The 20,813-nt window shown below is 68.5% G+C and carries 22 protein-coding genes; 14 read left to right on the top strand and 8 right to left on the bottom strand.

Going from position 1 to position 20,813, the window contains the following annotated elements:
* The first annotated feature begins 158 nt into the window (after positions 1-158).
* The 3 genes from V7Q42_RS12190 to rsmA are packed head-to-tail and all read left to right on the top strand — an operon-like array spanning position 159 to position 3,030.
* The gene (locus V7Q42_RS12190; RefSeq protein WP_333824353.1) at positions 159-1,115 is read left to right on the top strand and encodes a SurA N-terminal domain-containing protein; all 957 of its coding nucleotides are present in this window, start codon (positions 159-161) and stop codon (positions 1,113-1,115) included.
* Between the two features lie 14 nt (positions 1,116-1,129).
* Positions 1,130-2,155, top strand: a complete 1,026-nt coding sequence (gene pdxA / locus V7Q42_RS12185) for a 4-hydroxythreonine-4-phosphate dehydrogenase PdxA (RefSeq protein WP_333824352.1) — start codon at positions 1,130-1,132, stop codon at positions 2,153-2,155.
* Entirely contained in the window at positions 2,155-3,030 is an 876-nt protein-coding gene (rsmA, locus tag V7Q42_RS12180; RefSeq protein WP_333824351.1) for a 16S rRNA (adenine(1518)-N(6)/adenine(1519)-N(6))-dimethyltransferase RsmA, read from the top strand. The genes pdxA and rsmA overlap by 1 nt, the downstream gene beginning before the upstream one ends.
* A 10-nt stretch (positions 3,031-3,040) precedes the next feature.
* On the opposite strand, the gene gmk is transcribed toward rsmA, so the two are convergent.
* The 7 genes from gmk to fabD form a co-directional block, all read right to left on the bottom strand.
* Positions 3,041-3,709 (bottom strand): guanylate kinase, encoded by a 669-nt coding sequence (gene gmk / locus V7Q42_RS12175; RefSeq protein WP_333824350.1) that lies wholly within the window; start codon positions 3,707-3,709, stop codon positions 3,041-3,043.
* A 44-nt stretch (positions 3,710-3,753) separates the two neighbouring features.
* Positions 3,754-4,641 (bottom strand): YicC/YloC family endoribonuclease, encoded by an 888-nt coding sequence (locus V7Q42_RS12170; protein ID WP_333824349.1) that lies wholly within the window; start codon positions 4,639-4,641, stop codon positions 3,754-3,756.
* A gap of 193 nt (positions 4,642-4,834) precedes the next feature.
* Positions 4,835-6,133, bottom strand: a complete 1,299-nt coding sequence (mltG, locus tag V7Q42_RS12165; protein ID WP_333824348.1) for an endolytic transglycosylase MltG — start codon at positions 6,131-6,133, stop codon at positions 4,835-4,837.
* 321 nt (positions 6,134-6,454) lie between these two features.
* Positions 6,455-7,714 (bottom strand): beta-ketoacyl-ACP synthase II, encoded by a 1,260-nt coding sequence (gene fabF, locus V7Q42_RS12160; protein WP_333824346.1) that lies wholly within the window; start codon positions 7,712-7,714, stop codon positions 6,455-6,457.
* Between the two features lie 258 nt (positions 7,715-7,972).
* Positions 7,973-8,212, bottom strand: a complete 240-nt coding sequence (locus V7Q42_RS12155; protein WP_333824344.1) for an acyl carrier protein — start codon at positions 8,210-8,212, stop codon at positions 7,973-7,975.
* 400 nt (positions 8,213-8,612) lie between these two features.
* Positions 8,613-9,350, bottom strand: a complete 738-nt coding sequence (gene fabG / locus V7Q42_RS12150; protein WP_333824342.1) for a 3-oxoacyl-[acyl-carrier-protein] reductase — start codon at positions 9,348-9,350, stop codon at positions 8,613-8,615.
* Between the two features lie 63 nt (positions 9,351-9,413).
* Positions 9,414-10,355 (bottom strand): ACP S-malonyltransferase, encoded by a 942-nt coding sequence (gene fabD, locus V7Q42_RS12145; protein WP_333824341.1) that lies wholly within the window; start codon positions 10,353-10,355, stop codon positions 9,414-9,416.
* Positions 10,356-10,646: 291 nt separating this feature from the next.
* On the opposite strand from fabD, the gene V7Q42_RS12140 reads away from it, so the two are divergent.
* On the top strand, positions 10,647-11,831 hold the full coding sequence (locus V7Q42_RS12140; RefSeq protein WP_333824340.1) for a patatin-like phospholipase family protein: 1,185 nt from the start codon (positions 10,647-10,649) through the stop codon (positions 11,829-11,831).
* 69 nt (positions 11,832-11,900) lie between these two features.
* Positions 11,901-12,563, top strand: a complete 663-nt coding sequence (locus V7Q42_RS12135) for a LysE family translocator (protein WP_333824339.1) — start codon at positions 11,901-11,903, stop codon at positions 12,561-12,563.
* Here V7Q42_RS12135 and V7Q42_RS12130 read toward each other — a convergent pair.
* Entirely contained in the window at positions 12,549-13,937 is a 1,389-nt protein-coding gene (locus V7Q42_RS12130) for a DUF2235 domain-containing protein (RefSeq protein WP_333824338.1), read from the bottom strand. The genes V7Q42_RS12135 and V7Q42_RS12130 overlap by 15 nt on opposite strands.
* Before the next feature lie 414 nt (positions 13,938-14,351).
* Between V7Q42_RS12130 and rpsF the strand changes: the two genes are divergently transcribed.
* The 9 genes from rpsF to V7Q42_RS12085 all read left to right on the top strand — a co-directional run.
* Complete coding sequence (rpsF, locus tag V7Q42_RS12125; protein ID WP_333824337.1) at positions 14,352-14,798, top strand: 30S ribosomal protein S6; 447 nt, start codon at positions 14,352-14,354, stop codon at positions 14,796-14,798.
* The gene (rpsR, locus tag V7Q42_RS12120) at positions 14,798-15,043 is read left to right on the top strand and encodes a 30S ribosomal protein S18 (RefSeq protein WP_333824336.1); all 246 of its coding nucleotides are present in this window, start codon (positions 14,798-14,800) and stop codon (positions 15,041-15,043) included. The genes rpsF and rpsR overlap by 1 nt, the downstream gene beginning before the upstream one ends.
* 198 nt (positions 15,044-15,241) lie before the next feature.
* A complete protein-coding gene (locus V7Q42_RS12115) occupies positions 15,242-16,204 on the top strand; it encodes a DUF2232 domain-containing protein (protein WP_333824335.1) in 963 nt (320 codons plus the stop codon).
* 36 nt (positions 16,205-16,240) lie between these two features.
* On the top strand, positions 16,241-16,801 hold the full coding sequence (gene rplI, locus V7Q42_RS12110; protein ID WP_333824334.1) for a 50S ribosomal protein L9: 561 nt from the start codon (positions 16,241-16,243) through the stop codon (positions 16,799-16,801).
* Positions 16,802-17,001: 200 nt separating this feature from the next.
* A complete protein-coding gene (locus tag V7Q42_RS12105) occupies positions 17,002-17,679 on the top strand; it encodes a response regulator transcription factor (protein WP_333824333.1) in 678 nt (225 codons plus the stop codon).
* Positions 17,669-19,054, top strand: a complete 1,386-nt coding sequence (locus tag V7Q42_RS12100) for a sensor histidine kinase (RefSeq protein ID WP_333824332.1) — start codon at positions 17,669-17,671, stop codon at positions 19,052-19,054. The genes V7Q42_RS12105 and V7Q42_RS12100 overlap by 11 nt, the downstream gene beginning before the upstream one ends.
* Before the next feature lie 86 nt (positions 19,055-19,140).
* Complete coding sequence (locus V7Q42_RS12095) at positions 19,141-19,314, top strand: hypothetical protein (protein WP_333824331.1); 174 nt, start codon at positions 19,141-19,143, stop codon at positions 19,312-19,314.
* Positions 19,315-19,336: 22 nt separating this feature from the next.
* Entirely contained in the window at positions 19,337-20,065 is a 729-nt protein-coding gene (locus V7Q42_RS12090; RefSeq protein ID WP_333824330.1) for a DUF599 domain-containing protein, read from the top strand.
* A gap of 275 nt (positions 20,066-20,340) precedes the next feature.
* On the top strand, positions 20,341-20,813 hold a 473-nt coding region (locus V7Q42_RS12085), incomplete at its 3' end, for a DnaB-like helicase N-terminal domain-containing protein (protein ID WP_333824329.1).

Below are 20,813 nucleotides of genomic sequence, written 5' to 3'. Positions count from 1 at the left end.
TCGGGACGACGATTCGGCTGCGAAAGCGGCGGCGACCACGATATCGCCATGCCTTCGACGGATACATGAGCGAGAAACGCGTCGATCTCGCCGGATCATCCGAGACGAGCGACGGAAAACGGCCCGATGGCCGGAACGAGAGGAGGGACGAGGGGATCATGCAGAGACCGAACCGGGCAACCGCCTTCGCCACCTTCTTCGCCGGCGCGACGATCGCCCTTCTGGTTTCGGCTGGCGGCGCCCTCGCCCAGACGTCGATCAAGGTGGTGGTGAACGGCGAAGCCATCACCTCCAACGAGATCGCCACCCGGGCGCGCTTCCTGCGCCTCGTCGACCGCTCGACCACCGCCGCCTCGGTCACCCGCGCGGCGATGGAGGAACTGGTCGAGGAGAAGCTGAAGCAGCAGGAGGCCAAGCGCGTCGGCATCTCCGTCTCGCAGGCGCAGGTCGACGGCGCCTTCGCCGGCATCGCGCAGCGCATGAAGGCGACCCCGGCGCAGCTCACCCAGGGTCTCGCGGCGCAGGGCATTTCGGCCGATACGCTGAAGAACCGCATTCGCACCCAGATGATCTGGCAGCAGCTGGTGATGGGGCGCTTCTCGAAGCAGATCGCCGTCACCGACAGTCAGGTCGTCGACGCGCTGTCGAAGAAGGACGGCGGCAAGGCGGTGCAGGACGCCGTGTCCGGCACCACCGCCGAATACAACATCCAGCAGGTGATCTTCGTCGTGCCGGCCAAGGGCGGCGACGCCGCCGGGCGACTGCGCGAGGTCGAAGCGCTGCGCAGCCGGGTGTCGGGATGCTCCGGCCTCGTCGACATCGTCAAGCCGATCAAGGAAGCGCTGGTGAAGAACCTCGGCAAGCGCACCGCCGACGAACTGCCGGAGAACTTCCGCGAAGAGCTCGCCAAGATGGAGGTCGGCAAGCTGTCGAAGCCGAACCGCTCGGCGATCGGCTACGAGATGCTGATCATCTGCGACAAGCGCGAGGTCGCCGGCGACTTCTCGATCCGCTCGAAGGTCGAACAGGACCTGCGCAATCAGGAAGGCGAGGTCTACTCGCGGCGCTACATGAACGACCTCCGGCGCATCGCGGTGATCGAATACAAGAAGTGAGCGAGGTCCCGTCCGTGACCGATGCCCGTGCCCTCCCCTTGGCGCTCACCATGGGCGAGCCCGCCGGCGTCGGCCCCGACGTGACGCTCGCGGCCTGGATGCGCCGGGAGACCGAACGTCTGCCGGCCTTCCACGTGATCGGCGATCCGGCCTTTCTGCGCCGCCGCGCCGCCCTGCTCGGGCTCGATGTTCCCATCCATGTCGTGGCGGCGGACGAGACGATCCCCGCCTTCGCCACCGGGCTGCCGGTGGTCGATCTCGGCCGGACGGTCGTCGGCGAGCCGGGGCGGCCGACGGTCGGCGACGCGGCGGCGGTGATCGCGTCGATCGACGGTGCGGTCGAGGAGGTACGGCTCGGCCTCGCCGCGGCGGTCGTCACCAATCCGATCCACAAACACGCGCTCTACGACGCCGGCTTCACCCATCCCGGACACACCGAATTCCTCGGCGATCTCGCCGGGCGGTTCGCCGTGCCGGCCGACGGCGGGGCGTGGCGGCCGGTGATGATGCTCGCCGGGCCGGATCTGCGCACCGTGCCGATCACCGTCCACGTGTCGCTCGCCCGCGCGACGCGCGACCTCTCGACCGATCTGATCGTCGAGACGGCGCGAATCGTCGATGCCGATCTCAGGCGCCGCTTCGGCCTCGCCGCGCCGCGTCTGGTGGTCGCCGGGCTCAATCCGCACGCCGGAGAAGACGGAGCGATGGGACGCGAGGAGATCGAGGTGATGCGTCCCGCCATCGCGATGCTCCGGGGAGAAGGGATCGACGTGCGCGGGCCGCTGCCGGCCGACACCCTGTTCCATGCACGGGCGCGGGCGAGCTACGACGTGGCGCTGTGCCCGACCCACGATCAGGCGCTGATCCCGGTCAAGACCCTCGCCTTCGACGAGACGGTGAACGTCACGCTCGGTCTGCCCTTCGTCCGCACCTCGCCGGATCACGGCACCGCCTTCGACATCGCCGGCACGGGCAAGGCCCATCCCGGCAGTCTGATCGCGGCGCTGAAGATGGCCGCCACGATGACCGGAGCGGCGTGATGGCGCAGATCGACGACCTGCCGCCGCTGCGCGAGGTGATCGCAGCGCACGGCCTCACAGCGCTGAAGGCGCTCGGCCAGAACTTCCTGCTCGATCTCAACCTCACCGCCCGCATCGCCCGCTCCGGCGGCAAGCTCGACGGCGCGTTGGTGATCGAGGTCGGTCCCGGCCCCGGCGGCCTGACCCGCGCCCTCCTCGCCGAAGGGGCGCGCAAGGTGGTCGCCATCGAGCGCGACCGGCGCTGCCTCGACGCCCTCGCCGAGATCGCGGCGTATTATCCCGGCCGGCTCGAGGTGATCGAGGGCGATGCGCTGGAGGTCGACTTCGCGGCGATCGTCGGGAGGGACGCGGCGGCGCTCGGCGTCGATCCGGCGACCCACAGGGCACGGCTCTGCGCCAACCTGCCCTACAACGTGGCGACGCCGCTGCTGGTCGGCTGGCTGCGCGCCGAGCCGTGGCCGCCGTGGTGGTCGGTGGCGACACTGATGTTCCAACGCGAGGTGGCCGAGCGGATCGTCGCCACGCCGGACGACGACCATTACGGCCGACTGGCGGTGCTCGCCGGCTGGCGGGCGGAGAGCCGCATCCTCTTCGATCTCTCCCCCCAGGCGTTCACGCCGCCGCCGAAGGTCACATCCTCGGTGGTGAAGCTGATCCCCCGCCCCTCCCCGGCCGCGGTCGATCCGGATGTGCTCGAGCGCGTCGTCGCCGCCGCCTTCGGCCAGCGCCGCAAGATGCTGCGGCAATCGCTGAAGAGCCTCGGACCGAAGGGCGTGGCGGCGATCGAGACGGCCGGGCTCCTGCCGACGGCCCGGGCCGAGGAGATCGACGTGGCCGGGTTCGTCAGGCTGGCGAACGTCTTCGCCGCGGGATGAGCGCGGGCGCTCATTCCGCCTTCAGCAGCCCATCGACGAAGTCGACCAGGCCGACGCGGCGCTCGCGCTTCAGGCGCTCGGCCTTGAGGATCGCCCGGACCTCTTCGAAGGCGCGGCCGAGGTCGTCGTTGACGACGATGTATTCGAAGCGGTGCCACTCGGCGATCTCGGTGCGGGCGTTGGCGAGGCGCTTGGCGATGACCTCTTCGGTGTCCTCGGCGCGGCGGTGCAGGCGGCTCGCCAGTTCCTTCATCGACGGCGGCAGGATGAAGACGGTGACGATGTCGTCGGGCAGCTTCTCGACCACCTGAACGGTGCCCTGCCAATCGATGTCGAAGAGCACGTCGCGGCCGGCGGCGAAGGCGGCCTCCACCGGCTCGCGCGGCGTGCCGTAGAAATTGCCGTGGACCTCGGCCCATTCGAGCAGCTCGCCGCGGTCGCGCATCGCGGTGAAGCGGCGCGGGTCGATGAAGTGGTAGTGGACGCCGTCGATCTCGCTCGAGCGCTTGCCGCGGGTGGTCACCGACACCGACAGGGTGATGTCCCTCTCCACCTGCAGGAGCTGGCGCGACAGGGTCGACTTGCCGGCGCCGGAGGGCGAGGCGAGGATCAGCCCGAGGCCGCGGCGGGCCTCGCGCGGCGAGGAGGCTGAGGGCGCATCGGCGGAGGTCGAGGTCATGGGGCGTCGTTCCGAGGCGGGGGCCGGCTCGCCGGCGGCCGAGATCATTCGATGTTCTGGATCTGCTCGCGCAACTGATCGACCACCGCCTTCAGATCGAGGCCGATGGTGGTCAGTTCGCGGTCGTTCGCCTTGGAGCAGAGCGTGTTCACCTCGCGGTTGAACTCCTGGGCGAGGAAGTCGAGGCGACGGCCGACGGCGCCGCCGCCGCTCATCAGCCGGCGCGCCTCGGCGACATGGGCGACGAGGCGATCCAGCTCTTCGCGGATGTCGGCGCGGGTGGCGATCAGCACCGCCTCCTGATGCAGGCGCTGCGGATCGAGGGTCGGCACCTGATCCATCAGCGCCGCCACCTGTTCGGCGAGGCGGGCGCGGATCGCTTGCGGCGTACGCGCCGGGCAAGCCTCGGCCGCCGCGGTCAGGCGTTCGATCTCGTCGATGTGGCCGGTGAGTACTCGACCGACGGCGGCGCCTTCGCTCGCCCGCGCGGCGATCAGGCCGTCGACGGCGGTCGCGAGCCCGGCGAGCAGGGCGGCATCGAGAGCGGCGCGGGTCGCCTCGTCGTCCTCGACCTCGGCGGTCTCGAGCACGCCCTTGATGCCGAGGATGCCGTCGAGGGTCGGCGCGGTGGCGTCGATCTTCTCGGCGATGCGGTTCATCGCCGCGAGGACGGCGGCGAGCACCTCCTCGTTGACGCGCAGCGTGGTGGCGCCGGCCTCGCGCGTGAGCGTCAGCGAGACCTGGACGTTGCCGCGGGCGAGGCGCTCGGCGATGCGGTTGCGGGCCGGGATCTCCAGCCGGTCGAGGCCGGGCGGCAGACGCAGGCGGACGTCGAGACCCTTGCCGTTGACGGAGCGCAGCTCCCAGGTCCAGCGCTGGCCGCAGGCGGAGCCGTCGAGGCGGGAGAAACCGGTCATGCTGTGGAGCGACATGGGCGCGGATCCTCGACGCGGGCGAGCGGGCGCCGGTCGGACCGGCCTCCGCGAGGTTGGCTCGTAACATCGGACATCGGACATCGGAAAGAACCGATGGTATTCCTGACGCGAATTTCTCATGCCGCCGATGCACATGAGAAATTCGCGCGTCTCGAAAGGCCGGGTGCGGCGGCACCTTCGGCCTCCGGCATCAGTTCTGCTTCGACGTCCCCGGCTTCGGCGTGACGTTGCGGGTCGGCGCGACCGGCGGCGGCACCTTGCCCTGTTCGATGGCGCGCCAGCGGGCGACGTTGCGATTGTGCTCGTCGAGCGTCTCGGCGAAGGCGTGGCCTCCGGTGCCGTCGGCGACGAAGAAGAGCTCGTTGGTGCGCGACGGATTGGCCACCGCTTCCATCGCCGCACGACCGGGATTGCAGATCGGACCCGGTGGCAGACCCTGGATGCGATAGGTGTTGTAGGGATTGGGCGAAGCGAGGTCGGCGCGGGTGATGGTGCGCCCCTCGAGCCAGGCCTTGCCGCCGTAGATGCCGTAGAGCACCGTCGGATCGGTCTCGAGCCGCATGCCCTTGCGCAGGCGATTGATGAAGACGGCGGCGACGCGCGGTCGCTCGTCGGCCTTCGAGGTCTCCTTCTCGACGATCGAGGCGAGGATGACGAGGTCGCGCGGGGTGGCCAGCGGCAGGCCGTCGGCGCGGTGCGCCCAGATGTCGGCGAGGCGGCGGTCCTGGGCCTTCTTCATCTGCTCGAGGATCTGCTCGCGGGTGGTGGTGCCGCGCGAGTAGGAATAGGTCTCCGGCAGCAGCGCCCCCTCTTCGGGGATCGCGGCGATCTTGCCGGTGAGGATCGTATCGTCGAGCAGGCGGCGCACGATCTGGTCGCTCGACCAGCCTTCGGGGAAGGTGATGCGATGCTGGACCGAGCGTCCCTCGGTGATGATCTCGAGCGCGTCGCGCATCGAAATGTGCGGCGGGAATTCGTATTCGCCGGCCTTGAGGTGTTCAGCCGCCTTCATCAGGCGGGTGCCGAGGTGGAAGGTGGTGGCATCGGCGACGACGCCGTTCTTCTCGAGGAGATCGGCGATGCCGCTCGGCGAGGCGTTGTTGGGGATCACCACCACCACCGGCGCGGAAAGCGGACCGGCGGCCTCGAAGCGCTGCTTGGCGTAGAGAACGAAGCCGCCGATCGCCACGGCGAGAATGGTGAGGAACGAGAAGACGCCGTTGAGGAAGACGATGGTCGGGTTGCGCGCGGCCTTCGAGCGGGTCTTCGCCGGCGGCGGCGGTACCTCGGCCGGTTCGATCGCGGCACGCGGGCTCTTGGGCACGCTGCGCACCGACTCGGAAGTGGGCTCGGTGGCGGGCGGTACGATCTCGCGGGCCGCGGCCTCGACGGACTTCATGTCCTTCGCCGCATCGAGGGCGACGGGATCGGGCGTGTGGGTCGCGCCTTCGGCCGCTTCCGCCTGGTGATCGGTCTTCTCGGAGGTCATGTCACCTCGGGGCTCGTGGCTACCTGACGTTCGGTCTCGTCGAGATGCGGGACGATCGCGGCGAAAACGCGTCGATCCCGTATCTTCGCCGCGCCGGCGCCTCCTCGAGGGACGCGGCGGCCGACCGAATCTCGCGGGCCCATTAGGACCACCCCGGCGCCCCGGCGCAAGCCGAGGCGCGCGGACGCGACGTCTCATACCGAGTTCACGAAATTCGGACTCGTCCGAATTTCGTGGGTTGCGGCCCGACCGGCCGACGCCCGTTCGGGCTTGCCTTCGCGGATGACGTTCCGAACAGGTCGGAACTTCATCCGCTCGGTATCAGTCGACCTTGCGGAAGATCACCGTGGCGTTGGTGCCGCCGAAGCCGAAGGAGTTGGACAGCGCGACGTCGATCTTCTTCTGTTTGGCCACGTGCGGCACGAGGTCGAGCGCCGTCTCCACCGAGGGATTGTCGAGGTTGATGGTCGGCGGGCAGATCTGGTCGCGGATGGCGAGGATCGAGAAGATCGCCTCGATGGCGCCGGCGGCGCCGAGCAGATGGCCGGTCATCGACTTGGTCGAGGACATCGCCACGTTGGCGGCGTGGTTGCCGAGGATGCGCTCGACCGCGGCGAGTTCGATGCCGTCGGCCATGGTCGAGGTGCCGTGGGCGTTGATGTAGTCGATGTCGGCGGGCGAGATCTCGGCGCGCTTGATGGCGGCGGCCATGCAGCGGTAGGCGCCGTTGCCGTCCTCGCTCGGCGCGGTGATGTGGAAGGCGTCGCCGGACATGCCGTAGCCGATGACCTCGGCGTAGATCTTGGCGCCGCGCGCCTTGGCGTGCTCGTACTCCTCGAGCACCACCACACCGGCGCCCTCGCCCATCAGGAAGCCGTCACGGTCCTTGTCGTAGGGACGCGAGGCGCGAGTCGGCTCGTCGTTGTAGGCGGTGGCAAGCGCCCGGCAGGCGGCGAAGCCGGCGATCGACAGGCGATTGACCGGGCTCTCGGTGCCGCCAGCGACCATCACCTCGGCATCGCCCAGCGCGATGAGACGGGCGGCGTCGCCGATGGCGTGGGTGCCGGTCGAGCAGGCGGTGACCACCGCATGGTTCGGACCCTTGAGGCCGTGCTGGATCGAGACGTAGCCGCCGGCGAGGTTGATCAGGCGGCCGGGGATGAAGAACGGCGAGACGCGACGAGGCCCGCGCTCCTTGAGCGTGATCGAGGCATCGTAGATGCCGCCGATGCCGCCGATGCCGGAGCCGATGAGGACACCGGTCGAGAACTGGTCGTCCTCGCTCTCGGGGTGCCAGTCGGCGTCGTCGAGGGCCTGCGTGGCGGCCGCCATGGCGAAGGTGATGAACTCGTCGACCTTGCGCTGTTCCTTGGGGTCCTGCCACCGGTCGGGATCGTAGGTGCCGTTGGTGCCGTCGCCACGCGGGATGCGCGCCGCGATCTTGCAGGCGAGATCCTCGACTTCGAAGTCGGAGATGCGGACGGCGCCGCTCTTGCCGGCCAGAACGTTCGACCAAGTCGCCTCGACACCGCAGCCGAGCGGCGTGACCATGCCCAGACCCGTGACGACCACCCGACGCATCGCGACCTCACCTCGTCAATGACCATTCGTGACTTCACCGGAAACGGTTCGAGCGCCGCGACACGACGAAGTCCCGAGGGACTCGCCCCCGGTCACTCCGACGCGGCACGGCGCCGCCGTTCCGACATCCCTGCGACGGGCCGACAGATGTCGCCCGACGCGTGCACGCCGGCCACGAGGGCCGGCGCGACATCTTCATGGACCGGTTCGCGCTCGCTTCGCGCGGCTCGGGAGCCGACGCGGGCCGAGCAGCCGAACTCAGGCCGCCACGTTCTTCTCGAGGAACTTGACCGCGTCGCCGACGGTCAGAATCGTCTCGGCGGCATCGTCCGGAATCTCGACGCCGAATTCTTCCTCGAACGCCATGACCAGCTCGACCACGTCCAGCGAGTCGGAGCCGAGGTCGTCGATGAAGCTCGCGTTCTCGGTCACCTTCTCGGCGTCGACGCCGAGGTGCTCGACAACGATCTTCTTCACGCGTTCAGCGATGTCGCTCATGTGCTTATCTTCCCAGAACAGGATAAACCGACCCCGAACCACCGGCATTTCGCCGGCGCCCCGATGTGAACCTCCGGATGGCGCCTCGCGACTTCGCGCTCGACCCCGAGTGCGGTGAGGCACCCCGGAGAGGACCGACCCGGCGCGCGCCGGAGCGATCCTTCGACCCCGCGCGGCGTCCCTCGGGATGAGCCACCACGGGAAAACTTCCCACGTCCTTCTCCGCCCCCCGGCGAAACTCGGGAGAAGGTGTCGCCCGGCTCCCAAAGCCGAACGTCCTCTCCCCGCCCTCTTCGGGCCGGACCGGGTCGTGCTAGCACACTTTCCCGGCCTTGACCAGTGACCGACGGGATGGTGGGAGGCCCACCTCGGCAATCTGCAAGATTGCCGAATTCATCAATCAGATCATAGCCATACCGCCGTTGACGTGAATCGTCTGACCGGTCACGTAGGCGCTTTCGTCGGCGGCGAGGAAGACCACCGCGGCGGCGATCTCGGCCGGCGTGCCGAGGCGGCCGGCCGGCACCGCGCCGAGGATCCCTTCCTTCTGCTTGTCGTTGAGCACATCGGTCATCGGCGTCTCGATGAAGCCGGGCGCGACGCAGTTCACGGTGATGTTGCGGCTCGCCACTTCCTGGGCGAGCGACTTGGTCATGCCGATCATGCCGGCCTTGGTGGCGGCGTAGTTGGCCTGGCCGGCGTTGCCGGTGACGCCGACCACCGAGGTGATGCCGACGATGCGGCCCGAACGGCGCTTCATCATCCCCTTGAGCGCCGATCGGATCAGGCGGAAGCCGGAGGTGAGGTTGACCTCGACCACCTGATCCCACTCCTCGTCCTTCATGCGCATGGAGAGGTTGTCCTTGGTGATGCCGGCGTTGTTGACCAGGATGTCGAGCCTGCCGAACTTCGCCTCGACCGCCGGCACCAGAGCGTCGACGGAGGCGCGGTCGCCGAGATTGGCGACGAACACTTCGGCGCGGTCGCCGAGTTCGGCCTTCAGCTCGTTCAGAACCGCCTCGCGGGTGCCGGAGAGGGCGACGGTGGCGCCGCGGGCATGGAGGGCGCGGGCGATGGCCGCGCCGATGCCGCCGGTGGCGCCGGTGACGAGAGCGACCTTGCCGGTCAGATCGAACATGGGGGACCTCCTGGGTCTCGAAACAGGATCGAAGCGAAGCAGCGGGCGGACCCGCTGTCTTCTTCAGACGAGCGCGGCGACCATCTTCTCGATGTCGTCGGGGGTGTTGACGGCGACGCCCTCGACGCCTTCGACGATGCGCTTGACGAGGCCGGTCAGAACCTTGCCGGAGCCGATCTCGTAGAGGCGGGTGACGCCGTGGCGCTGGAGATAGACGACGCTCTCGCGCCAACGCACCGTGCCGGTGACCTGCTCGACCAGACGCTTGCGGATCTCGTCCGGGTCGGAGATCGCCGAGGCGAGGACGTTGGAGACGACCGGCACGATCGGGCGGTGGATCTCGACCCTCGCCAATGCCTCGGCCATGGCGTCGGCGGCCGGCCGCATCAGGGCGCAATGGAAGGGGGCGGAGACGTTGAGGAGCATCGCGCGCTTGGCGCCGCGGCCCTTGGCGATCTCGACGGCGCGCTCGACCGCCGCCTTGGCGCCGGAGACGACGACCTGACCGTCGGCGTTGTCGTTGGCGGCCTGACAGACATCACCCTGCGCCGCTTCGGCCGCGACTTCCGCCGCGGCGGCGAAATCGAGGCCGAGAAGCGCGGCCATGGCGCCCTCACCGACCGGCACGGCGGCCTGCATGGCGCGGCCGCGGATCTTGAGCAGGCGCGCCGCATCGGCGATCGAGAAGGCGCCCGCCGCGGCGAGCGCCGAATATTCACCGAGCGAATGACCGGCGACGTAGGCGGCCTCGCGCTTCACCCGGACGCCCTTCTCCTCCAGCACCCGCATGGCGGCGAGCGACACGGCCATCAGCGCCGGCTGGGCGTTCTCGGTGAGCGTCAATTCCGCTTCCGGGCCTTCCCACATCAGCGTCGACAGCTTCTGTCCGAGCGCCTCGTCGACCTCGGCGAAGACGCGGGCGGCGGTCGGATAGGCGTCGGCGAGGGCCTTGCCCATGCCGACGGCCTGGGAACCCTGTCCGGGGAAGGTGAACGCGATGGTCATGCGGGTCGCCTCGGTCGTGTTCTTTTCGGGGCGGGCCTCGGCGGCCCGCGGCGGCATTTTCCAGCCCCGGGGTCGGCGAATGAGCCCGATGAGGGGGAGAAGTCAAGGGGCGGGCCGGCTCCGGAGCCCCTCGAGGCCGTTCCCATCCACGAATTGCCGAGACCGTGGCCGCGACACGCCCGTCATCGATCGGCGGTCACAGTCGCGCCACGAGCGCGGTCCAGCCTCACCGTCGGGTCCGATCGCCCCGCCCCCGCCTTTCGCGCGCCCCCCGAAATACGACGAGGTTCCATGGCCGACGACATCCGTCCCCCGTCCGCGACCGATCACCCCACGGCCGCGAGCGACTTCTCGGAGCTGCTCGCACCCTACGACCGGGTGGCTCTGCTCCTGCAGGGCGGTGGCGCGCTCGGCTCCTATCAGGTCGGGGTCTACGAGACGCTGGCCGAAGCGGGGATCGAGCCGACCTGGATCTCGGGCGTGTCGATCGGCGCGATCAACACCGCGCTCATCGCCGGCAACCCGCCGGAGCGGCGGCTCGAGCGGCTCGAAACCTTCTGGAAGAGGATCACCCGCAACGATCAGCTCGGCGGCCTCGGCTCCTTCGACTTCCTGCGGCCGATGATCGACGGCTGGAACGCCTTCGCGGCGATGACGCTCGGCCAACCGGGGTTCTTCAAGCCGCGTCTGCCGAGCCCCTGGCTGATGCCGCGTGGCTCCGACGGGGCGACGAGTTTCTACGAGACGGGGGCGCTGGCCGAGACGCTCGAGGAACTGGTCGACTTCCGGCTGCTCAACGAGGGGCCGATGCGGGTCTCGGTCGGGGCGGTGGCGGTGGAAACCGGCAATCTCGAATGGTTCGACACCCGGCATCCGACGAAGCCGACCCGAATCGGGGTGCGCCACATCATGGCGAGCGGCGCGCTGCCGCCGGCGCTTCCAGCGGTGAAGATCGGCGATCTGCACTACTGGGACGGCGGCATCGTCTCCAACACGCCGCTCGAATATCTGCTCGATCAGGACGGCGATTGTTCGGCGTTGGTCTTCCAGGTCGATCTCTTCCCGGCGCAAGGCGCGATGCCGCAGGACATGAACGAGGTGCTGACCCGCCAGAAGGACATCACCTACTCCAGCCGGACCCGCGCCGGCACCACCCGCTTCGCCCAGACCTTCTGTCTGCGCCAGCAACTGCGCGCGGCGCTCGAGCGGGTTCCCTCGCGCACGGAGGAAGACGAACGGCTGCTCGCCGACCTCAGGGCCCCGGGGGTGGTCGACATCCTCCACCTCATCTATCGCGCCCGCGCCGGGACGCGCGACAGCAAGGACTACGAGTTCTCGGTCCGCTCGGCGCGAGAGCATCGCGCCGCCGGCCGCGCCGACGCCGTCGCCACGCTGAAGCGGCGCGACTGGTTCACGCCGCCGTCGATCGCGGAGGGCGTGAAGACCCATGACATCCACGACCACCGCCACCGATGAGGTGCGCTGCGACGACACGCCCGCAGCCGCCGCTTGCGGGGCGGCGCCGGGCGTGATTGAGAGGCGGTCATGGAACCCACCCTCCTCTCCCTCGTCGCCACCGGTTTCGTCCTCGGCTGGTCGGTCGCCTGGCCGCCCGGGCCGATCAACGCCGAGATCGCCCGTCGCTGCCTCGCCAACGGCTTCTGGTCGGGCTTCGGGGTGCTGTTCGGCGCCTGCGCGGGCGATGCCCTGTGGGCGATCCTGGTGGCGCTCGGGGTCGGCACGCTGTTCACCGGCGAGACGACACGGCTGGTCATGGGGGTCCTGTCGATCGGATTGCTGATCGCGCTGGCGGTGCTCTTCCTTCTCGGGGCGTGGTCGTCGTGGCGGACCCCGGCCGGCGCTGCACCGGCCGGGCCGAGCCGGTTCGAATCGAACCGCGCCAGCGTCCTCCTCGGCGCGATGATGGCGCTGACCAGCCCCTGGAACGTCGCCTTCTGGCTCGCCGCCATCGGCCGGCCGGAGATGACGGCGCTCGGCATGTCCTCGCTGCTGATCGTCGCGGCGTCCGTGCTCGCCGGCGCCCTGGTCTGGGGCCTCTTGTGGTCGGCCTCGGTGGTGTTCCTCCACCGCCGCTTCGACCAGGGCGGGACACGCGACTGGTGGGGCATCACGGTGAAGGCACTGACCGGCGTCCTGATGCTGTGGTTCGCCTACGGCTCGGCGACGGCGCTCTCAGGAACTCGATGAACCCTGGTAATAGGCCTTCGTGCGATCGTGGAAGCGAAGGTTCTCGGGCCGATACGGCCTCCTTTCATCGGATTGAAGGACGGCTCCGAGTTCGAAGCGGGAAAGGACGACACCGTCCAACGGGGCATCGTGATCGATGCTCCGAATCTTCTTCTTCGCGAAACGGAACTTCCAGGACAGCGTTTCGTCGTGTTGCATGCCCGCAGGCGAGGGGTAGTCTCTCAGGACGGAACGATCGACGAGCAGGGGGTCGGGAATCGACGTCGCTTCACCGACCATCCAGGCGAGAGCGGCGTCCGAAAGACGCGATTCGGGCTCCGGGTAGCCACCGCCGATGTCGGCATGGTTGCCGGCGAACCAGAGCTGGATCAGCGACTCCGGCTCACCGGGGCGGACTTCACGCAGAGTGGTCTCATCCCCCCATTCGACGCGATCGAAATCGGCGCGATGTTCGTCGACAGCGAGAGCATGCCGCGCCCAACCGACCTGCGAATCGAGAGTCTTGTCGTAGAACTGCATGCGGATCGGGTTGATGTGCAGCGTCTTCCACCATGGGTGCCCCGGCAACCCGAATGCGATCTTGAGGTGTGTCGCGAGAAACCAGAGGAGACCGACGACCGCGCCGTAGCACACCAGGCGCAAGAACCAGTGGAAATAGGGTCCGCCGATGACGGCCGCGGCGGCCCACGCGGCAAATGTGGCCGCGACGAGGGCCAGGATCGCAACAATCACCTGTGAAACCCGATTGCCGACGGTCGCCACCGTGTCGAAGACGCCTATGAAATGGGCGTGGACCTCTTCGCTCGACCAGCGCTGGCGGAACCGATCGGCGAGCAGCCGGCGCTGTTCGAGGAACCGTGCGGAGTAGACACGAGACTCCCGCCCCCAAGCGACGTGCTGGTAGACCCGCTCGACCGCTTCGGTCGCCACGCATTCCAGCGCACCGTCGCTTTTGATCAGGGGCCCTCCGCCGGGTGCCCGGGTCGGAACGCCGCAGTATTTCAATACGGTCGCCAAACAACGCACCGTATAGGCGCCGCGACTGAAGCCGAAGAGGAAGATCCTGTCACCGGGCTCGTAGGTCGCAACGATGGCCTTGTAACAATCCTTGATGTTACGGGTGAGTCCTAATCCCGTCGCTTGGCAGACCAGGTTCCAGACCGTCGCCCAAACCGCGCCGAAGAAACCATACATCGGCGGAACCGTCCCGATTCCCGGATCGTAGAAGGCGAACTGTTCGTTCGGGTCGACGGAGGAGTCGGGACCGCACTTCGTCGCGCGATACAATTTGTAGACGTTGGTCCGGTTCTCCTCGAAGCGCTCGCCACTGCGTTGACCGGTGCCGTCCGAGAAGATCACGATGTTCTTCGTCATTTCTCCCTCCGGTTGCCATGACGACATTACACCCTTCGAGAGGCGCGCCAAAGACCACACCGGGACCGAATGTGACGCCCTGCCTCCGTCTCGCCGGTCTTGGGGCCGCGAGATCGAGTTCCCGTGAGTGCTCCGGCAATTCCCCTTGCATCCCGCGTCAAAACCTGTAGAACCCGCCCATTCCGTCGGGCACTCGGCCGGGGGCTGAACGGACGGTCGCGTTCATTTCATGGGGGGAACCCCGGGAATCGATGCGGCAGGATCGGGGTTCCGATCCGTCGTCCCGTGTCTCCGCTCACCGACAGTCATCGTTTTCGGGCTCTTCCTCGGAGGGTCCCGGGAGGCTTGGCGCCGGTGCCCAGCGGTCGACGTTCCACACGGGAGCGTCGGAACCCGAGCGCAGAAAGGTTTCACATGCCGCTCTACGAGCACGTGTTCCTGGCTCGCCAGGACGTGTCGGCGCAGGCCGTCGACACCCTGATCGGCCAGTACAAGACCATCGTCGAAGGCCTCGGTGGCAAGGTCACCAAGGTCGAGAACTGGGGTCTGAAGTCCCTCGCCTACCGGATCAAGAAGAACCGTAAGGCGCACTACGCCCTGATGAACATCGAGGCCCCGGCCGCGGCGATCGCCGAGGTCGAGCGTCAGGAGCGCCTGTCGGAAGACGTGCTGCGCTTCCTCACCATCCGCGTCGACGAGCTCGAGGAAGGCCAGTCGGTCATGCTGCAGAAGCGTGATCGCGACGAGCGCCGCGACGACCGTCGTGGTGGTGAGCGTGGTGACCGTGGCGATCGTGGCCCGCGCCGTGATCGTGGTCCGCGTCGTGAAGACGCCGAGTTCGGTGGCGAGGAGAACGAGTGATGGCCGAAACCTCTCAGGCGGCCCGCCGCCCCTTCTTCCGCCGTCGCAAGACCTGCCCGTTCTCCGGCGCCAACGCGCCGAAGATCGACTACAAGGACGTGAAGCTCTTGCAGCGCTTCATCTCCGAGCGCGGCAAGATCGTTCCGTCCCGCATCACCGCGGTGTCGGCCAAGAAGCAGCGCGAACTCGCCAAGGCGATCAAGCGCGCCCGCTTCCTCGGCCTGCTGCCGTTCGTCATCAAGTGATGTGACGCGACGACCCGCGCGGTCTCACGCGCGGTGACGAGATCGAGGCGGGCGACCAGGCCCGCCTCTCCTCCCCGAGCGATGTGCCGGGGCGTACGGGCGACACGACCGGCCCGCGAGACAACAGGCGTCGGAACGATCGGGTTGGGGCGGGACCGCCTCTAACCGTTCTCGTGAGAGACGGGACAGCTGGGCGACATGACGAGATCCCTCTCGGCCCCTCCTCTGTTGATCGGCCTCGGAGCCGGCTTCGCGACCGCGCTGCTCTTCGCCGCGCTGGTGGGCGGAACCATGCTCGCGCTGCCGCTCTTCCTGCTCGCGCCGCTGCCGCTCGGCATCGCCGCGATCGGCTGGGGGACGATCGCCGGGCTCGTCGCGACGGCGACCGCGGCGGCGACCGTGTGGGTGGGCTTCGGCACCCCGGCGGGCGTGTCGCTCCTCCTGCTCGACGCTCTGCCGACCCTCGCGGCGGCCCATCTCCTCGGACTGGCGCGACAGAGCGATCCCGCCGATCCGGCGTCCCGCGAGTGGTATCCGCTCGGGCGGGCGCTCCTGGCGATCTGCGTCACCGTGGCGGTCGCGACCGTGATCGGCGGCATCTCCATCGGCTTCGATCCGCAGGAGACGGCGAAGCAGGTCTCCACCGCCTATCGTCACATGATGGTGCGCGGCGGCGTCTCGCCGGCGGAGATCCCGGACGCCTCGCTGATCGACCCGATGGTGCGAGGAACGGTCCTGCTGTTCCCGGCCTTCTTCCCGGCGAGCTGGCTCCTGGTGATCGTCTTCGACCTGTGGGCGGCGGTGAAGATCGTCGCCAAGTCGGGGCGCCTCACGCGACCGTTCGACGATGCCGCCGCGGTGGAACTGCCGCCCGCCGCCGGCCTCGCCTTCGCCGCGGCGTTCGCGGCCGCCTTCGCCGAGGGATCGCTCGGGGTCCTCGCCTCGATCGTCGCGGGAACGCTGTTCTCGGCGCATTTCCTCGTCGGCGCCGGCGTGATCCACACGCTCGCCCGGCGGTCGCAGGCGCGGATCATCATCCTCGCCTTCATCTGGGGGCTGGTCCTGCTCTTCACTCTGCCGGCGGCGTTCGTGGCGCTCGTCGGCCTCCTCGAACCCTACGTGGGCCTGCGCCGGCGCAAACCGTCGGCCGGCCCGTTCTGAACATCGACATCCGAACACACCGGAAGGAGCACACACATGGAACTCATCCTCCTCGAGCGCGTCGCCAATCTCGGCCAGATGGGCGAAGTGGTGAAGGTCAAGCCGGGCTACGCCCGCAACTTCCTGCTGCCGCGCGGCAAGGCGCTGCGCGCCACCAAGGCCAACAAGGAGTTCTTCGAGAGCCAGAAGGTGCAGCTCGAAGCCCGCAACCTCGAGCGCAAGGCCGAGGCGGCCGCGGTCGCCGAGAAGCTCGACGGTCAGAGCTTCATCGTCGTCCGTTCGGCCGGCGAGATGGGCCATCTCTACGGCTCGGTGTCGAACCGCGACATCGCCGACCTGATCACCGCCGGCGGCTTCTCGGTCGCCCGCAACCAGGTCGAGCTCAAGGCGCCGATCAAGGCCATCGGCCTGCACACCGTCCTCATCGCCCTCCATCCGGAGGTCGAGGCCAAGGTGACCGTCAACGTCGCCCGTTCGGCCGAAGAAGCCGAGCGTCAGGCGCGCGGCGAAGAGGTCCTGACCCGCGACAACGAGAACCTGTTCGAGCGCGAAGTCGGCCCGATCACCGACGAGGAAGGCTATCACGAGGAGGCGTGAGCCTCTTCGCGACGGAGATCCGGGGCACGAGGCGTCCCGGCGATCCTTCCGGACGATACGACATCACCAGGAGCCGGGCGGCGACGCCCGGCTCTTCGTGTTTCGAAGGCGGGGTGAACGGCGGCACCTGCGGCTCGGCGTGCGTTGCCGACGGTCGGCGGCATCGGCTAGGGTCTCCCGCAAGGAGAGAAACACGGACGATGCGGATCCTGATCATCGAGGACGATCGCGAGGTCGCCAATTACCTGAAGCGGGGCCTCGGGGAATTCGGCGTCGTCGTCGACCATGTCGACAACGGGCTCGACGGGTTGGCGCTCGCCCGCGATCCGGTCTACGACGCGCTCGTCGTCGATCGGATGTTGCCGGGGCTCGACGGGCTCGAAGTGATCCGCCGGCTGCGCGGCGAAGGGGTGGTGACGCCGGTGCTCATCCTCTCCGCCCTCTCCCATGTCGACGAGCGCATCCGCGGGCTGAAGGCCGGAGGCGACGACTATCTGGTCAAGCCCTACGTGCTCGCCGAGTTGCACGCCCGGCTCGACGCCATCGTGCGGCGGCGTCAGGGAGCGCAGCCCCAGACCGTGCTGAAGGTGGGCGATCTCGAGCTCGATCTTGCGACCCGCACGGCCAGACGCGCCGGCCAGCCGCTGGCGCTGCATCCGCGCGAGTTCATGCTGCTCGAATACCTGATGCGCCACGCCGATCAGGTGGTCACCCGCACCATGTTGCTCGAGGCGGTGTGGGACTATCACTTCCACCCGCAGACCAACACGCTCGACGTCCACATCTCCCGGCTGCGGCAGAAGCTCGAAAAGGGATATCCCAAGCCCATGCTCTTCACGGTGCGGGGCGCGGGATATTGTCTGAGAAGTGAAGCGTGACCCGATCCTGACCGCGACCTTCCGGCTGACGGTGCTGACCGCGCCGCTCTATCTCCTGGCGGGTTGGGCGCTCATCGCCTTCGTGTTCTTCTCGACCCAGGCGGCGATGGAGCATCGGGTCGACGTCGGGCTGGTGGCGGAGAGCGAGCGGCTGACGACCGAACTCGCCGGGTCCGACCGCAGCGGCATCCTCCAGGCGGTGCAGAGCCGGATCTTCGCCGAGCGCGGCAGCGCTCGTCTCTACCGAGTGGTCGATGCCGACGGCGGCGAGCTGATCGAGAACTTCTCCATCGTGCGCGGCGCCGTGCCGGCGCCCGGTGGCTATTCCAACATCGTCATGCGGCGCGGGCCGGCCGACGGCGAACACGAGGCGCGGCTCCTCGCGGTGAGCCTGAGGGACCGGTTGACGCTGCAGCTCGGCCGCGACCTCACCGAGGAGGACCAACTGCGGCGCATCATCGGCGAATCCTCGGCGATCGCGGCGGTGGCGATGACCTTCCTGGCGGTGTTGGCCGGGCTCCTCACCAGCCGCGCCGTGGTGCGACGGCTCGCCGGCTTCAACGCCTCCGCCCATCGTATCCTGCACGGCCACATCGACGAGCGCATGCCGATCTCCGGCTCCGGCGACGAGTTCGACCAGCTCGGCGCCAATCTCAACGAGGCGCTCGACCGCATCTCGGAGCTGATGACGGCGACGCGGCAGGTGACCGACAACATCGCCCACGATCTGCGCGGCCCGCTGTCGCGGGTGCGCGGCCGGCTGGAGCTGTTGCAGATCTCGGAGCCGACGCCGGAGGCGCTGGAGACGTCGCTCGCCGAATCGGTGGCCGATCTCGACACGCTGCTGGAGACGCTGGAATCGCTGCTGTCGATCGCGCGGATCGACCACGGCGCGCCGTCGACGCGCGAGCGGGTCGACGTGGCGCACATGCTCGACGATCTCGTCGACTATTTCTCGCCGCTCGCCGAGGACAAGTCGCTCGACCTCGTTCTGGCGACGGACGGCGCACCGGCGGTGGAGGCCGACCGGCATCTCCTCTTCCAGGCGCTCTCCAACGTCGTCGACAATGCCATCCGCTACACGCCGGAAGGCGGGCGGGTGCTCGTCTCGACGCGGCGAGTGGGCGCGGAGGTGGAGATCCGTGTCGCCGACAGCGGACCGGGGATCCCGGCGGCGGAGCGCAAACGGGTACTCGAACGGTTCGTCCGCCTCGACGCCAGCCGCCACCAGCGCGGCACCGGCCTCGGGCTCTCGGTGGTCGATGCGGTGGTGCGCCACCACGGCGGCCGCCTCGACCTCGGCGACAATCGGCCCGGTCTCGTCGTCACCCTCGCCTTCGCCGCTGCACCTGACGATCACGCCGAGGAAACCTGACAACGATTTCATGATATTTGCAGGGCGACGTCAGTCCGACTCCGTATCTTCCCGAGCATCGCCCGATGGAAAATGCCGGAGTTCCCATGACCGCCCTGACCAACTCGCTCGGAGTCCTTCCCTCCCGCCATCGGCGCGCCGTCGACGAGAGCACGTCGCTCCTGCGCCGCCTCCTCGCCTGGGTTTCCGGCGAGCCGCGCAAGGGCGACGACGAGAAGCGCAGCCCGCTCGCCAAGCCCTTCCCCTTCTTCGGCGAATGACGCGACGAAGGGAACCGGTCTCATGCCTTTCGAACCGACGCTCGCGATGGCGATCGATCTGGCGGCCCTCTTGGTCACGCTGACGGCTCTCGTCGGCTACCACGTGTTCCTCGGCTTCAAGGTCCGCCACAACAAGAACTTCACCTTCCAGGCGACGATGACGAAGTCCCGCGCCGCCTGGGTGCGCGCCGTCATGGCGGAGGGCAAGGACGTCCTCGCCGTGCAGACGCTGCGCAACTCGACCATGGCGGCGACCTTCATGGCGTCGACCGCGGTGCTCTTGATCATCGGCGTGCTGACCCTGTCGGCGCAGGGCGAGCGGCTGGAGGCGAGCTGGCACGTCTTGAACCCGATGGGACCGAGCGGCGCGGTGCTGTGGACGGTCAAGACGCTGATCCTGCTGGTCGACCTCTTCGCCGCCTTCCTCTCCTTCACCATGGCGATCCGACAGTTCCACCACGTCGGCTACATGATCAACGTGCCGCTGTCGGGCAAGTATGGCCGCATCCCGCTCGACACGGTGGTCGCCCAGCTGGAGCGTTCCGGCCGCTTCTACTGGTTCGGCATGCGCACCTACTTCCTGCTGGTGCCGCTCGTGCTGTGGCTCTTCGGCCCCTACATGATGCTCGCCGCCACGGCAGTGCTGATCGCCGTCCTCTACCGCCTCGACCACATGCCGCTCGACGAGGAGCGGGTGATGGAGGCGACGGAAAAGGGCGTCGCGCCGCGCTTCGAGGTCGCCGCGGAGTGAGGCGGGGCGGGCGGCTCGCCCGAACCTGCGGCGCCGAGACACGACAGAGCCGAGCGGCGACGCTCGGCTCTCTTCGTTCGCGCCGGACCGCGGCACGGGACCGACTCGGCGTCGATCCGTGACCGGCGCAGCGGTCAAGTCGGATAAACTCGACGGCCGAATCATTCCTGTGGAAGAAGCGGTATGAAAGCCTCGCCGCTTCCGGGGCAGAGCGGGGGTCGTTAAGACTTTCTCAACCTTCGTTCCGCCCCAGCCGACGACCGTACAAGCGCCCCATGAAAGCTCCGATCCGTCGCGTCGAGGACACCGTCCCGGCGCTCGCCCGTATCGCTCCCCACAATGCCGAGGCCGAAAGGCAGCTGCTCGGGGCGATCCTGGTCAACAACGAGACCTATTATCGCGTCTCCGACTTCCTGGAGCCGGGGCACTTCCTGCTGGAGCCGCATCGTGCCATCTACGAGCGCATCGGCCAGCTGATCCGGGCCGGCAAGGTCGCCTCGCCGATCACGTTGAAGACCTTCTTCCCGGCCGAGGCGCAGATCGCCGAGATGAGCGTCACGCAGTATCTGCTGCGCCTCGCCTCCGACGCGACGACCGTCATCAACGCCGAGGACTACGGCCGTGTCATCCAGGAACTCGCCGTCCGCCGGAACCTGATCCGCATCGGCGAGGACATGGTCAACATCGCCTACGACGCGCCGGTCGACATGCCGCCGCGCGCCCAGATCGAGGACGCCGAGCGGCGGCT

The organism is Pinisolibacter sp., from assembly GCF_036782435.1.
GTDB lineage: Bacteria > Pseudomonadota > Alphaproteobacteria > Rhizobiales > Ancalomicrobiaceae > CALBKH01.
This window is presented reverse-complemented; position numbering and strand designations above follow the sequence as displayed.

What these genes read in the sequence shown, in the direction of transcription:
- V7Q42_RS12140 (WP_333824340.1), top strand. Translation starts at nt 10,647, where the DNA reads ATGGCCGACGACATCCGTCCCCCGTCCGCGACCGATCACCCCACGGCC.
- fabD (WP_333824341.1), bottom strand. Translation starts at nt 10,355, where the DNA reads ATGACCATCGCGTTCACCTTCCCCGGACAGGGTTCCCAGGCCGTCGGC.
- V7Q42_RS12115 (WP_333824335.1), top strand. Translation starts at nt 15,242, where the DNA reads ATGACGAGATCCCTCTCGGCCCCTCCTCTGTTGATCGGCCTCGGAGCC.
- rpsF (WP_333824337.1), top strand. Translation starts at nt 14,352, where the DNA reads ATGCCGCTCTACGAGCACGTGTTCCTGGCTCGCCAGGACGTGTCGGCG.
- V7Q42_RS12170 (WP_333824349.1), bottom strand. Translation starts at nt 4,641, where the DNA reads ATGTCGCTCCACAGCATGACCGGTTTCTCCCGCCTCGACGGCTCCGCC.
- fabG (WP_333824342.1), bottom strand. Translation starts at nt 9,350, where the DNA reads ATGTTCGATCTGACCGGCAAGGTCGCTCTCGTCACCGGCGCCACCGGC.
- gmk (WP_333824350.1), bottom strand. Translation starts at nt 3,709, where the DNA reads ATGACCTCGACCTCCGCCGATGCGCCCTCAGCCTCCTCGCCGCGCGAG.
- V7Q42_RS12090 (WP_333824330.1), top strand. Translation starts at nt 19,337, where the DNA reads ATGCCTTTCGAACCGACGCTCGCGATGGCGATCGATCTGGCGGCCCTC.
- mltG (WP_333824348.1), bottom strand. Translation starts at nt 6,133, where the DNA reads ATGACCTCCGAGAAGACCGATCACCAGGCGGAAGCGGCCGAAGGCGCG.
- V7Q42_RS12155 (WP_333824344.1), bottom strand. Translation starts at nt 8,212, where the DNA reads ATGAGCGACATCGCTGAACGCGTGAAGAAGATCGTTGTCGAGCACCTC.
- V7Q42_RS12130 (WP_333824338.1), bottom strand. Translation starts at nt 13,937, where the DNA reads ATGACGAAGAACATCGTGATCTTCTCGGACGGCACCGGTCAACGCAGT.
- rpsR (WP_333824336.1), top strand. Translation starts at nt 14,798, where the DNA reads ATGGCCGAAACCTCTCAGGCGGCCCGCCGCCCCTTCTTCCGCCGTCGC.
- V7Q42_RS12135 (WP_333824339.1), top strand. Translation starts at nt 11,901, where the DNA reads ATGGAACCCACCCTCCTCTCCCTCGTCGCCACCGGTTTCGTCCTCGGC.
- rplI (WP_333824334.1), top strand. Translation starts at nt 16,241, where the DNA reads ATGGAACTCATCCTCCTCGAGCGCGTCGCCAATCTCGGCCAGATGGGC.
- V7Q42_RS12105 (WP_333824333.1), top strand. Translation starts at nt 17,002, where the DNA reads ATGCGGATCCTGATCATCGAGGACGATCGCGAGGTCGCCAATTACCTG.
- fabF (WP_333824346.1), bottom strand. Translation starts at nt 7,714, where the DNA reads ATGCGTCGGGTGGTCGTCACGGGTCTGGGCATGGTCACGCCGCTCGGC.
- rsmA (WP_333824351.1), top strand. Translation starts at nt 2,155, where the DNA reads ATGGCGCAGATCGACGACCTGCCGCCGCTGCGCGAGGTGATCGCAGCG.
- V7Q42_RS12095 (WP_333824331.1), top strand. Translation starts at nt 19,141, where the DNA reads ATGACCGCCCTGACCAACTCGCTCGGAGTCCTTCCCTCCCGCCATCGG.
- V7Q42_RS12190 (WP_333824353.1), top strand. Translation starts at nt 159, where the DNA reads ATGCAGAGACCGAACCGGGCAACCGCCTTCGCCACCTTCTTCGCCGGC.